Annotated in this window: 20 protein-coding genes; 9 read left to right on the forward strand and 11 right to left on the reverse strand. The window is 66.6% G+C overall.

Annotation, left to right across the window (positions count from 1 at the left end):
• Positions 1-49 precede the first annotated feature (49 nt).
• Entirely contained in the window at positions 50-328 is a 279-nt protein-coding gene (locus tag QN315_RS06945; RefSeq protein WP_176639513.1) for a hypothetical protein, read from the forward strand.
• Positions 329-374: 46 nt separating this feature from the next.
• On the opposite strand, the gene QN315_RS06950 is transcribed toward QN315_RS06945, so the two are convergent.
• Positions 375-647: a hypothetical protein gene (locus QN315_RS06950; RefSeq protein WP_323992443.1), complete on the reverse strand. Its 273-nt coding sequence runs from the start codon at positions 645-647 to the stop codon at positions 375-377.
• 84 nt (positions 648-731) lie between these two features.
• Complete coding sequence (locus QN315_RS06955; RefSeq protein ID WP_323992446.1) at positions 732-1532, reverse strand: SH3 domain-containing protein; 801 nt, start codon at positions 1530-1532, stop codon at positions 732-734.
• A gap of 318 nt (positions 1533-1850) precedes the next feature.
• On the opposite strand from QN315_RS06955, the gene QN315_RS06960 reads away from it, so the two are divergent.
• Positions 1851-3419, forward strand: coding sequence for a glucoamylase family protein (locus QN315_RS06960; RefSeq protein WP_408904598.1), 1569 nt, complete (start codon positions 1851-1853; stop codon positions 3417-3419).
• A 29-nt stretch (positions 3420-3448) separates the two neighbouring features.
• On the opposite strand, the gene QN315_RS06965 is transcribed toward QN315_RS06960, so the two are convergent.
• Positions 3449-3577, reverse strand: a complete 129-nt coding sequence (locus QN315_RS06965) for a hypothetical protein (protein WP_323992449.1) — start codon at positions 3575-3577, stop codon at positions 3449-3451.
• A 14-nt stretch (positions 3578-3591) separates the two neighbouring features.
• Entirely contained in the window at positions 3592-3732 is a 141-nt protein-coding gene (locus QN315_RS06970; protein ID WP_176640841.1) for a hypothetical protein, read from the reverse strand.
• A gap of 184 nt (positions 3733-3916) precedes the next feature.
• Between QN315_RS06970 and QN315_RS06975 the strand changes: the two genes are divergently transcribed.
• The gene (locus QN315_RS06975; protein ID WP_323992451.1) at positions 3917-4111 is read left to right on the forward strand and encodes a hypothetical protein; all 195 of its coding nucleotides are present in this window, start codon (positions 3917-3919) and stop codon (positions 4109-4111) included.
• A gap of 73 nt (positions 4112-4184) precedes the next feature.
• On the opposite strand, the gene QN315_RS06980 is transcribed toward QN315_RS06975, so the two are convergent.
• Both QN315_RS06980 and QN315_RS06985 read right to left on the reverse strand, forming a co-directional pair.
• Positions 4185-4442: a hypothetical protein gene (locus QN315_RS06980; RefSeq protein WP_176640843.1), complete on the reverse strand. Its 258-nt coding sequence runs from the start codon at positions 4440-4442 to the stop codon at positions 4185-4187.
• Positions 4435-5541: a hypothetical protein gene (locus QN315_RS06985; protein ID WP_323992454.1), complete on the reverse strand. Its 1107-nt coding sequence runs from the start codon at positions 5539-5541 to the stop codon at positions 4435-4437. Before QN315_RS06985 ends, QN315_RS06980 begins: the two co-directional genes overlap by 8 nt.
• Positions 5542-5701: 160 nt before the next feature.
• Between QN315_RS06985 and QN315_RS06990 the strand changes: the two genes are divergently transcribed.
• Positions 5702-5887, forward strand: a complete 186-nt coding sequence (locus QN315_RS06990) for a hypothetical protein (RefSeq protein WP_323992457.1) — start codon at positions 5702-5704, stop codon at positions 5885-5887.
• A gap of 97 nt (positions 5888-5984) precedes the next feature.
• Entirely contained in the window at positions 5985-6161 is a 177-nt protein-coding gene (locus QN315_RS06995; protein ID WP_323992460.1) for a hypothetical protein, read from the forward strand.
• 304 nt (positions 6162-6465) lie between these two features.
• Here the strand turns inward: QN315_RS06995 and QN315_RS07000 are convergent, their stop codons facing one another.
• Both QN315_RS07000 and QN315_RS07005 read right to left on the reverse strand, forming a co-directional pair.
• Positions 6466-7014 carry a PepSY-associated TM helix domain-containing protein gene (locus tag QN315_RS07000; protein ID WP_323992463.1) on the reverse strand — a complete coding sequence of 183 codons (549 nt, stop codon included), beginning with the start codon at positions 7012-7014 and terminating at the stop codon, positions 6466-6468.
• A gap of 266 nt (positions 7015-7280) precedes the next feature.
• The gene (locus QN315_RS07005) at positions 7281-7664 is read right to left on the reverse strand and encodes a hypothetical protein (protein WP_323992467.1); all 384 of its coding nucleotides are present in this window, start codon (positions 7662-7664) and stop codon (positions 7281-7283) included.
• 6 nt (positions 7665-7670) lie between these two features.
• Between QN315_RS07005 and QN315_RS07010 the strand changes: the two genes are divergently transcribed.
• The 4 genes from QN315_RS07010 to QN315_RS07025 all read left to right on the forward strand — a co-directional run bounded on the left by QN315_RS07010 (position 7671) and on the right by QN315_RS07025 (position 11838).
• A complete protein-coding gene (locus QN315_RS07010; protein ID WP_323992470.1) occupies positions 7671-10448 on the forward strand; it encodes a TonB-dependent receptor in 2778 nt (925 codons plus the stop codon).
• Positions 10449-10577: 129 nt separating this feature from the next.
• A complete protein-coding gene (locus tag QN315_RS07015) occupies positions 10578-11072 on the forward strand; it encodes a phosphate-starvation-inducible PsiE family protein (RefSeq protein WP_323992473.1) in 495 nt (164 codons plus the stop codon).
• A 180-nt stretch (positions 11073-11252) separates the two neighbouring features.
• Positions 11253-11444 (forward strand): hypothetical protein, encoded by a 192-nt coding sequence (locus QN315_RS07020; RefSeq protein ID WP_323992475.1) that lies wholly within the window; start codon positions 11253-11255, stop codon positions 11442-11444.
• Between the two features lie 82 nt (positions 11445-11526).
• Entirely contained in the window at positions 11527-11838 is a 312-nt protein-coding gene (locus QN315_RS07025) for a DUF333 domain-containing protein (RefSeq protein WP_323992477.1), read from the forward strand.
• A 64-nt stretch (positions 11839-11902) separates the two neighbouring features.
• Here QN315_RS07025 and QN315_RS07030 read toward each other — a convergent pair whose 3' ends face one another.
• From QN315_RS07030 to QN315_RS07040, 3 genes are all read right to left on the reverse strand, one after another.
• The gene (locus QN315_RS07030; protein WP_323992479.1) at positions 11903-12151 is read right to left on the reverse strand and encodes a hypothetical protein; all 249 of its coding nucleotides are present in this window, start codon (positions 12149-12151) and stop codon (positions 11903-11905) included.
• 95 nt (positions 12152-12246) lie between these two features.
• Entirely contained in the window at positions 12247-12456 is a 210-nt protein-coding gene (locus QN315_RS07035; RefSeq protein ID WP_176639696.1) for a molybdopterin-binding protein, read from the reverse strand.
• Between the two features lie 54 nt (positions 12457-12510).
• Entirely contained in the window at positions 12511-13632 is a 1122-nt protein-coding gene (locus tag QN315_RS07040) for a phytanoyl-CoA dioxygenase family protein (protein WP_323992481.1), read from the reverse strand.

Below are 13632 nucleotides of genomic sequence, written 5' to 3' on the forward strand. Positions count from 1 at the left end.
GGCGGCCGGTCGCGGCGTTATCGTGCCGCGCCCGGAGAGGACTCTGCCCATGGATCGCCTGATCGCCCTGATCACCAGCCTGCTGCTGGGCCTGTTCGGCCTGATCGTCACCGCCATCGCGATGATCGAGCATGTGGTCCGCCAGATCCTGGCCGGCATGGGCATCGTGGGCGAGTTGCAGACGGCGTTGCTGGTGATCCTGCTGGTGGCGCTGATCGTCGGGGCGTTCCGCGTCTTCGGCGGCGTCTTCTCGATCCTGATCGGGACGGTCCTGGTCTTGATCCTGCTGCACGCGCTGCTGGGCGTCGCGGGCGTTCCGCTGCGCTGACGCCGGCGAAACCTCGCATCCGCGCTGCGGCCTTCGCGCGTGCGGCTCAACGCGGCCGGCGAAACGCCACAAGCCGGGACAATTCCTGGGACATGCCGCGGACCGAGGCCATGCAACGCGGCCATGCCGGTCCCTTGCGCACCGGGCCCCGCGCCGGCCCGCCATGCGGCGTGATGCGCACCGGGCCATTTCCCGCCAGGCCGCGTCTCTCCATGGCGCCGCCCAAGGTTCCCCCCTGGGCTCCCCCCTGGCGGGCCATCCGGTTCGTGCACCATTCATCGACCAGGATATGGCCGATGATTTCCGCGGCGTGAGTCATTGGTTGCAGCCCTCCCTTGCCGGGGTACGGCGGAACAACCGTCAGGCAGGGGCACGGTTCCGCGGCCAGACGGGGAAAAACGCGCTATCCGTGATGCTCGCCATGGCCGCCGCCATGCTCCCCGCCGCCATGGCCGCCGCCGCCGCCAGGCGGGCCCCCATGGAAACCGCCCGGCGGGGGACCGCCATGGAAACCGCCGCCCGGCGGCGGCCCACCGTGAAACGCACCCGGGGGCGGGCCGCCATGAAACGCGCCGGGAGGCGGTCCGCCGTGAAATCCGTCCTGCGGTCCCGGATGGGGGGCCGGTCCGTGGAATTCTGGTCCGTGGAATTCCGGGCCGCGCATTTCGGGTCGGTGCATTTCGGGCCCGCGTTCGGGCCCCCGCATTTCGGGCCCGTGCATCTCGGGACCGCGCATTTCGGGGCCCCGCATCTCGGGTCTGCGCATTTCGGGCCCGCGGAAGCCCGGACCGGGCGGGGGCCTTCCACCGCCCCAGCGATCATGGCCCCAGCGATCATGGTCCGAATACCAGGGGCGGCCGCGATAATGGGCTCCCCAATAGCTGCCGAACGCGAAACCGAACAGCGGCAGCCCCAGCATCGGGCCATAGGTCAGCAGCGGACCGGGTGCGTTATTGTAGAGGATCTGCAACCGGCCGGCCGGCGCCCAGCCCCGATAGGGGCCTTCGGCGACGTCGCACCAGCCCCAATCCGGTTCGCAACCGTAGATCTCGACTGGCGCGCCGGGCGGCAACGACCCCACCAGCGGATAATCGGGGGACGGACCGGCGAAGATGTCGGTGCCGCCGACGACGACCCCGGGCGCCGCCTCGGCCGGGGCGGCCATGCAGGCCCCCACCGCCAGAACGGCCGCCACGATTTTCATGTGCTTGTTCATCCGAACCTGCCGCCTCGTTCCCATCGATGTTCCAACGCCGTCCTTGTGTCCCGCCGCAGGAATCCCGGAGAGCGGCAGGCCGTCAGGACAGTCTTTCAACCAGGACATTGTTTTATCTGGGCCGGCTATACGGAGAAAATATGGCCGACCGCGCCGCTTTCCAATGGCCGGGCCCGATTTTCCCGCCCGCGGCAAGGGGCCCGCCGCATCGCCCCTGCCCCGGCATCTTTACCCCGGCATCTTTACAGTGCCGGAAGCGCGATGATTAAGTGGGCGTATCCCTGACGCGAACGTGATGGAATCGCCATGAAGCCCGCACGCCCCCCGCGCGCGCGACGCCGCCGCGCGCGCCTCGGCCTCGCCTGTGCCATCGGATGGGCCGGCCTGTCGCTTCCGCCGCCGTCGATCCGTCCCTGCCATGCGGCCGACCGGGCCGGCCCGATGCCCGCCGAGAGCCCCGCCGAGAGCGATGCGCGGCCGGCCGGCGTCTTCGTGCCCGGCGCGGCCGACCGCGCGTTCGTCGACGATCTGGAGCACCGGACATTCACCTGGTTCTGGGATGCCGCGGACCCGCAAAACGGGCTGATCCCGGATCATTATCCCTCGCCCGATCGCTTCGCCAGCATTGCCGCGGTCGGGTTTGGGCTGACGGCCTATGGAATCGGGGCCGAGCGCGGCTATGTCACCCGCGCGCAGGCGGTGGCGCGCACGCTGGCCACCCTGCGCTTCTTCGCCGCCGCGCCGCAGAACGCGACCGAGGACGGGGCCGCCGGCTATCGCGGCTTATATTACCATTTCCTCGATCCGCGGCGGGGCGTACGCTTTGCCCGCTGGTCGGAACTGTCCAGCGTGGACACCACGCTGCTGCTGGGCGGCGTGCTGTTCGCCCAGTCCTATTACGACCGCGACACGCCGCCCGAGCGCGCGATCCGGCGCCTGGCCGACCGGCTGTACCGACGGGTGGACTGGGCCTGGATGCGCAGGCGCGCGCCCCTGCTGGCCATGGGCTGGACGCCGTCGGGCCGGTTCCTGCGCAATGACTGGGACGGCTATAACGAGGGCATGCTGATCTATCTGCTGGCCCTGGCCTCGCCCACCCATCCGGTGCCGGGCGGCACATGGCAGGCCTGGACCGGCACCTATGCGCGGCAATGGGGGCGTTTCCAGGGGCAGACCCTGCTGAACTTCGCCCCGCTGTTCGGCCATCAATACAGCGAATCCTGGATCGATTTCCGCGGCATCCGCGACGGATGGAGCCGCGACCACGATCTGGATTATTTCGAGAACAGTCGCCGCGCGACCTATGCCCAGCGGGCCTATGCCCAGGCCAATCCCGGCGGCTGGCGCGATTACGGCCCCGACATCTGGGGCCTGACCGCATGCAATGGGCCGGGCATCGCGACCCGGACGGTCGACGGGCGCAGCCGCAGCTTCCTGGCCTATAGCGCCCGTGGCGCCGGGCGGGACTATGTCTCGGATGACGGCACCATCGCCCCCACTGCGGCCGGCGGGTCGATCGCCTTCGCCCCGGAAATCGCCCTGCCGGCGCTGGAGGCGATGAAGGCGCGCTATGGCGCGCGCGTCTATGACCGCTATGGCTTCGTCGACGCGTTCAATCCCAGCTTCGCCGGCGCCGCGCCACATGGCGCATCGCCCGGCAGCGCATCTTTCTGGGCGGATACCGAGCAATTCGGCATCGACCAGGGGCCTATCCTGCTGATGATCGAGAACTGGCGCAGCGGCCTGGTCTGGGCCACGATGAAGAAGAATCCCTATATCCGCGCCGGGCTGATCCGCGCGGGCTTTACCGGCGGCTGGCTGGACGGGTTGCAACGCCAGGCGCGCGGCGACGTGTCCGCCCATGGTCATGGTTAGGATCGGACGCGCCGCCGACCGGCCGGAATTCAGAACACGTGGTACAGGATCGCGACGCAGAGCGCATAGAGCAGCACCCAAGCGACGGCGGTCGAAAACGCGACCACCCAGTAGAGCAGGTCGAAATCCTGACGGTGCCGGGGCCTGTGGCCAGGCATGGCGGCCTCCGACATCACCAAGCCTGTCCGAAAAGCAGGACGGTGGCGTACAGGGCGAGAACGAGGGCGAGCCCCACGACCATCACGGTCCAGTATCCAAGATCATGGGCGGGACGCGCGGGCGGTTTCGGCCCATGGACATTCAGGTGGAACATGGCTGCCTCCAGCTTCAGAAGGCCATGTCATGGAGATGGGTGCGGCGCATGGTCCGGCAATCGGGCGCCGCATCACATCCTGACGATCCGCGCGGCCGACGTACCCGCCGGCGCGACATCCCCTTGCCGGGGGCAGCCGCGGACTGGCATGGTCGGTCGTCAACACTGTAGAGGATTGTTCCAGATGGGATTCCGTCCGTTCCTGACCGCGCTTTCGGTCGCCGTCCTGATGGGTGCGGCTGCCGCCCCCGTTTCGGCCGCCACGCCCTGCCGCGACGCGAAGGGCAAGTTCGTCACCTGTCCCAAGCCGAAGCCCGAGAAATGTCGCGATGCCAAGGGCAAGTTCACGAAATGCCCGCCCCCCGCCGCCACGCATTGACACGAGCCGCCTGACGGACGGATGGCCCGGGCCGCGCGCCCGCCGCGATCCGTCCGTCCCTGTCGGGCCGTCCCTATCGGGATCGCATGCCGGGACGGGGCGCGCCCGGAGCCAAACCGACGGCCCGGGTGACGCCGTTGGCGATTACCCCGGATTCCAGATAGAGGCGGCGGTAGGACGCCCCGGCATGGGGATGGACTGCCCGCCAGACGCCCAGCAGATCCACCATCCCGCACGCCAGCGCCACCAGCGCCAGCCCACCCAGGCGCCCGCGCGCGGCACGTGCCGTGCCTGCCGGCGGCGGGATCGGCATCCCGGAATTTTCAGACAAGCAGGTGCCCCCCTTGCAGCCAGTTCTCGGCCAGGGCGGCATCCAGGATCAGGCACAGCAGGATCAGCGGCCGACGCCAGCGGGGCGGTGCGGCGCAGGCCAGGCGCACCAGCAGGATCATGGCGAACGGATTGGCCAGGACGATGCGATGGATCGACATGATGCTGCCGCTGCATGCCAGCAGGAAGGTCGCCAGCACGATCGCGGCCTCCATCCGCCAGCGGATGCGAAATCCCCAGACGATCAGGGCGATTTCCAGCAATGCGGCGATGGCAAGATGCACCCAGCGCCCGCGGGTGAATCCCTTCCAGATCCACAGGACCGGCAGGCGCCATTGATGCCCCCACGCCGCCTGCACATGCGCGAATGCCAGCCCGTCGCCCAGCATCCGGTCCAGGAACAGGATATAAAGCGCCAGCCCGGTCCCGCCCGCCGCGACCACCGCCGTGCCTTCCAGCAGCCGCACCGGCCGGGCGGCCGGCGCGCCGCCGGGGATGGGCGTGCGGGCCAGGCCGTGAAACAGGCCGGCGATCAGCACGCAGATCACCCCGGTCGGGCGGGTCAGGCACAGCGCCGCCGCCAGCAGGGCCGCGCCCAGGCACCATCCCCGCGCCAGCGCCATCACGCACCCCAGCAGCAGGACGGCATAGAGACATTCGGTATAAGGCAGCCGGAACCACAGCCCCGTCGGCAGGACCATCAGCATCGCGATCCGGAACGCCCGGTCGGCCCGGTCGCCGCCGCAGCGCTGGCGCAGATAGGCGGCGGCCAGGGCGACCAGGACCGGAAACAATGCGGCATTGATGGCGACCCCGGCCGCATGCGCCCCCAGCCCGCTTGCATCCATGACCGCGCGCAACAGCAGAGGGTAGAGCGGAAAGAAGGCCCAGGCCGCCTGTCCGAGATCCGCCGCGTCCGTGCGGGGCGCGACGCCATAGCCGCGGGTCGCGATCTGTTCGTACCACAGGCAGTCCCAATGACACAGGCCGCCTGCCAAGCCGCCCAGCGGCCAGGCCAGTACCGCGAGCGCCAGCAGCAGCATGCCATGCTGCGCCATGATGCCGGCGAACTCGCGCTGCGGCACTCCGACCGCAGGCATGCGCGGCCGTCCGATGACCTCTTCCGTCACATCCTCTTCCCTGCAATCCGGCACCGTGGGCATCATCCGACGCCACGCGCGCCACGTCCAGCCGCGGCGCCGGCTTTACCGCGCTTCATAAAACCGTCGCATTTGCCGTCCATGGTCGTCAGGAATCATCATGACGGAACGAAGGACAGACGCGATGCGGACCATGCGGCACACCCCCCAGGATCACGCCCGGACGGCCGAAACGGGCGACGACGCGCAGTGCCAGGGCTATCCGCCGGTTGCGGATTCGCTGGGGTTCGAAACCGTGCCGCTGGGCGATCCGACCCGCTTTTCCCATCGCCTGACGGAAGAATAAGGAATCGGGCCGGGGATCATGGCGGGATCGTGATTCCGGGGATGCTGGACGGCCGGGATGGCCGGCACCATGTGCATTGCGCAGCAAGGAGGGTGCCATGTCATCCAAAGGCCATCCGCACAAACATGCTCCGGGCCGCCACAAGGCGCCGCATTACGGAGCCGCCCATTATACCAAGACCTCGTCCAAACCGGTCGCCGCCCGCATGCCGGACCAGCGCGAGCCCGCGCCCGCCGGACGCGGCGCCAAGCCGGGCCCCGAGCGCGGCCCGTGATATACCAGCGATATAAGTGAGGGAGCGGCCCGTCATGTCGTGACGGTGCCGCAACATGGGCGCCGGATCGGGCGGTGCGCCGTCAGGCAACCGCCGTTTCGGATCGTCCCGGGTGCGCGGTCTGCGCCCCACATACAGGACCAGCCGGGTCACGACGAGCAGCCGCAGCGACAGGCTTGTGGCGCACGACAGGATTTGTCCGGCCACGCCAACAAAACTGACGCGGTGAATCACGTACATATTCGCCGCCAGGACCTGGCCGACCGGACGGAGGCGATAGAGATCGGCCTTCAGTGGCAGGCCGTCATCCTGCCGGAACGTGTAGGAATCGAGCGCGAGCCAACCGTGCGGGCTGAATGGTCGTTTCGGCCAGCAGATACAGGCCCGATAGCGTGAAATAGATCAGCGCCAGCGCCGCCATGCCGGCCACGATGCGCCCCTTCCCTTTCCCGCCTCCGGGCACGGCGAGAAAGCGGTGAATGTCGCGGACCAGGTCGAAGAATCCCTGTGCGCGGAGCGGTCCAAGGTTGCGCCCGTCACGCGGGTCGACATAGACCCAGCGAGCGGCGGCGCCGCGATCTGGATCGGCGATCCGCAGCATCCAGGCCCGGCCGGGATCCGGTTCCATTCGCAGCCGGTCCGCCACGACCGCAGGATGGGCCGCCCGTACCGCGCGGATCAGCGCATCGGGCGAAAGCGGCGGCGTTGGCGGGCCTTGCAGCACCGCCGTTCGCCGATTCAGGACGCCGGTCACCCCCATCACCGTCAGGACGCAACCGAAAACCAGCCCCAGAATGCCGTGGATCCATCTGTTGATCCTGCGAAACGATTTTCGCGAAACGGCCGGAGTCATGGTTCTGAACCACGCATCGACGGTACCGGGTCGAAACGGTATCCGAAACCATGTCTCATGCACGGGGCGATGCATCTCATGGAGAATCCATATTCTCTTTGAAAAAAAAGATTTTCCTGAAATCTATCACGGCCGCCTAAGTGGCAGCAGCGCCTCCGCGCGGCTTCGGCACCGTACGATTCAAGTCCATTTGAAATCAATAGCGGCGCAGAGATCCAACTAAAAAAAATACAATAATGAAATACACCCACAAGTGTAACGTAACTTTAATACACAATTCCGTGACCAGACAATAAATATCCGGACGTCATCTCGTTCAGGAAAATGATCGCCATGTTCTCAATAACATAGACCTCTGAAGGACGCGGCATCAATAGAAATGAAGACGGGAAATGATCGGCCGGATCGTGTAGCAAATACTTCATGACGGCGCTCTGCACGACCCAATTGGCAAAAACCCGTTCCGGACAATAGAGGGCGAGACCGATGCCGTCATTCCGGCACCGGATTTCCGCCCGCGACCATGCACAAGACGCGACGACAATAGCGCGTTTCAAAAAACAGCCCGTCATGCACATCAAAAATCGGATGAGACGAGCCTCCCCGTGCGGTGCGGAGGCTCCATGACGACCATAGGAATGGAGCGACATTTTATCATGACGACGCGACCCGATCCGGCGCGATCCCTGCGGATCACGCTTTGCCTGGCCACCGCCCTGCTGCCGCTGGCGCTGTCCACCGGCGCCCGGGGGCAGACCGCCCAGGCGCCGGAGGACAAACATGGCCCGCATCATCGCCATCACCGCCATGGCGCCCATGGCACCGGCGCCGGGCATGACGCGGTGAAGGCCCAGGTCGCCGAAGCAAGGGCCAGGCCGGCGCACGACGGGCCGAAGGGCGCGGCCCGGCATTCCACGGCCCCGGAACGGCTGCAGGTGGTCGGCAGGACCCATAGCATGCAGGCCAGCGCCATCGGCTCGCTGGAACAGGCGCTGATGCTGCAGAAGATGGCGCCCAACCTGATCAACGTGATGCCGCAATCCGAGATCAAGAAGGTTCCGAACTTCGTCATCGGCGACGCGCTGCGCCGATTGCCCGGCGTATCCGTCACCAATTCGGGCGGCGAGGCCTCGTCGATCCAGATTCGCGGCCTGGACCCCAACCTGAACGGCGTGACCTTCGAGGGCGTGATGCTGCCGGCCGGGTCGATCAACCATGCCGGCCGCGCGGCCCCCGCGGAAGCCTTTCCGGCGTCGCTGGCCGGCGGCGTGGTGGTCACCAAATCCAACCGGCCGGACCAGGACGCCTATGCGCTGGGCGGCCAGATGGATTTGCTGTCACGCGATATCGGGCCGGACGACAAGCCGTTCCTGGAGCTGATCGCATCGGGCGGGTTCCGCGATCCGCACCCGACGCAGATCTTCAACGGCACGATCGACGGCGGCATGCGCTTCGGGCTGGACAGCAATCCGTTCGCGAGACATGGCGGCGGCGACAAGCCGTTCAGCATCTCGTTCTTCGCCACCGCGCTGGCCGACTGGCTGCAGATGGACGATTTCCAGCAATCCTTCGCGACCACGCCCGCCGGTTACCTGACCAATACCGTCACCAAGGCCAGCGTTCTGTATTCGAACGGGCATAAGACCCGCTGGGGCTATGGCGGCACGCTCGGCTGGGATGTCGACAAGAATACCAAGCTGTATCTGAAGGCGTTCGATTCCGGCCTGGAATCACCCGCGCTGTCCTATACGATGAATTATTCGCTGAAGAATTTCGCCGCCAATCCGGCGGGCGCCGGCTCGCTGGCGACATCGAGCAACACGTACACCGTCAAGGACTCGCTGCCCGCGAACGAGGAGCGGGTGTTCAAATTCGGCGGCGACAGCGCGCTGGGCCGGTTCAAGCTGGATTATTTCGGCGCCTATGCCAGCAATTCGCACCTGACGAACGAAAACTACGCGTCGACCTATAGCAACCCCCGCAGCTATCCGGTGTCGTTCATGCCCGGCACGCCGCCCGTCATCGCGACGACGAACGGCGCGAACCTGTATGACTACACCCTCTATAAGCTAAGCGGCGTGTCGAACGGCCATCAGCAGGACATGGACCAGGAATGGACCGGCCATGTCGGCGCGACCACGAAACTGGATTTCGGCGCGATCAAGGGCGTCCTGGGCTTCGGCGGCGGCGCGCGCTTCGAGCACGTGACCTTCCACGATCCGTCTTACAGCTATCTGGCCTCGTCCCTGCCCAACGCCACGGCGGGGCAATGGGCGGGCGACCAGCATTATTCGGCCTTCGGCGGGCTGTACGACATGGGCTATCCGCCCGGCACGCAGCCGATCCGCCAGTTGCTGGCCGGCGATACCTTCCCGATCGTCGAGAACGTCGCCAGCGACATCGTCTCGACCAAGCAGGCGGGCCTGGACGACGACGAACGCGTCTATAACCTCTATCTGCAATACCAGGCGACCTGGCGGCGCTTCGGCCTGCTGGCCGGTGTGCGCTACGAGAAGACGGACGGCGTCTATCGCGGCACGAGCACCAGCATCACCCCGGTCGCCCCGGGGTCCAAGACCACGGTCACGACGCTCAGCGAGAACGCGGTCGGCCAGGAATACGCCAATTTCTTCCCGACCGCGCAGTTGCGCTATAACTGGACCGACAATCTGATCAGCCGCGCCAATTTTTCCACCGCCCTGGGCCGCCCCGGCTTCAACGCCGTGACCGCGACGCGGACCGTCAATTACGCGACCAATGCGGTGACCATCGGCAACCCGAACCTGAAGCCGACCACGGGGATGAATTTCGATGTCGACATCGAATATTACCTGCCCCATGGCGGCATCGTCTCGGCCGGCGCGTTCGACAAGCAGTTCCAGAACTATGTCGTCAACTACACGCAGATCGTGCCGAACTATCCGGGCCTGAGCGGCATCGCGACCATCAATACCTATGCCAACATCAAGAGCGCCTCGGCACGCGGCATCGAGCTGAACTATCACCAGCCCTTTACCTTCCTGCCCGGGTTCTGGAAGGGATTCGGCATCGGCGGCAATTTCACCTTCGTGGACTCGCGCGGGAAAAACCGCGACGGCGTGTTCGAAACCCTGCCGAACACCACGTCGCACCTCTATAACGGCGAACTGTTCTATGAGCGCGGCCGCTATATGCTGCAGTTCGACGTGAACTACCAGGGCCTGGTCATGACCGGGCTGGGCAATACCCCGGCCCAGGACAGCTATACCCAGCCCTACCTGAATTTCGACATCGGCGCGCGCTATAACGTGACGAAGCGGGTCCAGGTCTATTTCCAGGGCCGCAATATCGGCCAGGAGATGCAGAAAAGCTCGGAAGGCAGCGGCAAGGGCGCCGTCACCGAAATGCAGCTTCTGGGCTCGGCCTATCTGTTCGGCCTGGACGTCACGCTGTAAGCCTCTTCCGGCCGGGTTCGCCCGGCCGGGCCTCTATCCCCGGGGCGGGAGGGAAGAACGGCGTTTTTCCGCCGTCCGGATCGGTGTATGAAGGGCCTTCCCTCGGCACTGCACCGGAACCCGGCCTTCATGGATCCTTTCAATCGCTCCCTCGGCGGCATCTATAAACTGTTCGACGGCTTCGAAATCTTCGTCAATCTGGTCCTGACCTTCCTGATCATCGTCATCACCTCGGCATCGCTGTACCACCTCGTGATCGAGGTCTTCGTCCTGTTGTTCGGGCGGGCGGAGAATACGACGTCGATCGACCTGATCCAGGGCATATTCGGCATGTTCTTCACCGTGCTGATCGCGATGGAATTCAAGCATTCCATCATCACCACGTCCGACCTGCACCCGGCCGGACCGGCCCGCATGCGCTCGGTGATCCTGATCGGCCTGCTGGCGACGGTGCGCAAATTCATCGTCGCCGACCTGCAGCAGGTCAATGCGATGGACCTCTTCGCGCTTTCCGGCGCGGTGCTGTCGCTCGGTAGCGTCTATTACCTCATCCGACGCTCCGACACCCCGCCGCAAGGGACGAAGCGGATGCTTCTTCCGCCCGATGCGGACCACGCCGGCTGACGGACCGTCGGCGAACGCAATGCCCCCTCGGCCCCGTCACCGCAGTCCGGTCACCTCAGTCCGGCCGCCGCAGCCCGGTCACCGGGAGGGGGCATATCCGTCTCAACTCTGCGCGAGAGCATGGACGCCGGCCGCCATGCTTCCCATGTCGGCATCAGTTTCTCGATGTGGGAAGCATCCATGCTCATCCATCAAAAGCCCGTCCCAGCAGAGGCGACCGAACTGGTGCAGCAGCACGGCAGCGAAGCCGTCCTGCTGGCCAAGACCCATCTGATTGAAGCCGAGGAGATCGGAGACGACGAGCACGTGGCCTATTGGAAGAACGTGCTGGAAGCGATGCAGACGATCCTGGACGAACGCAAGCCCCATTAGCCGCGACCGCCGTTCCGGGTCTGGTCTGGGCCCGGCTACTCTGGGCCTGTATTTTTCGTTCCGCCGGCGCCAGAATGGCCGCATGAGACGGAATGTCGATATTATTCCACAGGCTGGGGCCCCGCGAAGCTGGGCGGCTGGCCCGCGCCGCGCCACGCTGCTGCTTGGCGTCCTGCTCGCCATGCCGCTGGGCGCCTGCCAGCATGCGGGCCCGTCGCGCCATCGCCACCGCATGATGGCCCATGCCCGACCGGGTGCGGACGCCTGTGCCAGATCGGGGGGACGGCTGGTCATCCGCACCAGTCCGGGCCAGCAGACCGGTCTCTGCCGGCTGCCGGACGGCAGCACGACCGAGGAATGGGCCTATTTCCCGGGATCGGGCAGCATGCGGTAACAGGGGCGACGGCAGGGAGGCGATGGCCGGGTGCGCGATGCCCGGACGTGCGATGCCTCTGCGCTCAACGCCCGTGCCAATGCGGGTCCCGCCAGCCGTGGGGGCCTTCGTCGTGCCAGCCGCCATGGCCATGCCAGCCCCGCCAATAGCCGCGCTCGTCATACCAGCCGCGATGCCCGCCATAGGCGCCGTAATACCACCCCGTGTTCCATCCGGCGGGGCGATAATCGTAATCGCCGTCATCGCCATAGGTCGCGCATCCCGCCATGGCCAGGACGGCCATCGCGGCAAGCGCCGTCCGCATCACCGACATGCGCGTTCTCCCTTCGTCCTTGCGCAACGCCGCGTCGCCCGTCCGGTTCGTGCCGCGGCCACGGGCGAAACCCGGCCGATCCGGGGGACGCGGGGTCAATCCACCCCGACCATGACGTCCGACGCCTTGACGATGGCCGTTGCCGCCATCCCCATGCCGAGGCCGAGTTCGTCGACGGCCTCATTCGTGATCGACGCCATCACCACCGCGCCGCCGGGCAGCGCGATCGACACATGGGCCGTCGTCGCCCCCTTGTGGATTTCGATGATTGTGCCTTTCAACTGGTTTCGCGCGCTGATTTTCATACTGCCTCCATGATTTTTTTCGATCCCGGCCGCGCCGTGCGGGCCGGCGGGGCATCAGCGATCCCGGGCCGGCGGCATGAGCGGGGTACGGCGCCCCACCCAGCGCCAGACGGGCTGCCCCTTGCCCGGGTTCTTGAACAGGTCGCTGACCGCCCAATAAAGACGCTGGCCATGGCGGCCGATGAACGGCAGGGCGAGCGGGTCGCCGCCGGCCCAGGGCAGAAACGGGTTGGAGCGGCTATAGGCCCAGATCGAGACGCGCACGGTGCTGCGGTCGGTCGTGCTGCGGCGATGGATGCCGCTTGTATCCGCGACCACCAGCGTGTTCGCCGCGACGGGCAGTTTCCGTGCGTCCGGATACCCGAGCCTGCGAATTTCGGCTTCCGAAATGCGAAACGATCCTTCGGCCGTCAGCCGATCGCCGGCATGGCGCGCCGTGCAGGACACGCGGCGTTCCCAGGCCAGCTTGCGCCGGTTGGCGCGATGCGAGCCCGGCACGTAGGCGAACGGCGCGGCGTCGTCATCCACGTCCTGCAGGAAGAACCAGGACTTCACGGTGGGATGGAACGTGTCGGTATGAAAGAAGGACTGAACGTCCTGCGCGCCCCCCGGTGCGAACTGGCTGAAGACGCTCTGCACGTAGAGCGACGGGCGACGGCGGAACGAGCCGACATAGTTGATCAGGCCGCGATAGGCGGAGCCCTGCAGGACGGCGCGGGCGACGGGCAGCCTGTCCAGGGTCGGGCCGTCGAGGGCGATCAGGCGGGTCAGGGTATCGCCATTCACCGACTCGCGCGCCGGGACGTCGAGCGCCATGATTTCGTTCCGGAAAGCCTGAAAGGTTGCGGGGTCGAGGAAATCCCGCTTCACGATGAAGCCGTCGCGTTCAAAGGCGGCGCGGTCCTCGTCGGACAGCAATCCGGCGAGGCTGCGGCGGCGCATCGCGCCCAACCTGGCCGCGAGCATGCGACGTCCGATATGCAGGCCGCGGCGGTTGAGGGTCCGGCTGCCGATGACCGGGTTGGTGTTGAAGGCTTTCGACGCGCTGAAGACGGCCAGCGCATGGAACGGCAGCAGCAGCAGCCTGCCGGCCCAGGACGGCCGGGCGTTGCGGACCGGCGATGCGGGCGCGGCCTGTTCAGGACCGAAACGAAGAGCCGCTGCATTCTGGCCCAT

It is taken from the genome of Nguyenibacter sp. L1, assembly GCF_035199985.1.
Taxonomy (GTDB): Bacteria; Pseudomonadota; Alphaproteobacteria; order Acetobacterales; family Acetobacteraceae; genus Gluconacetobacter; species Gluconacetobacter vanlangensis.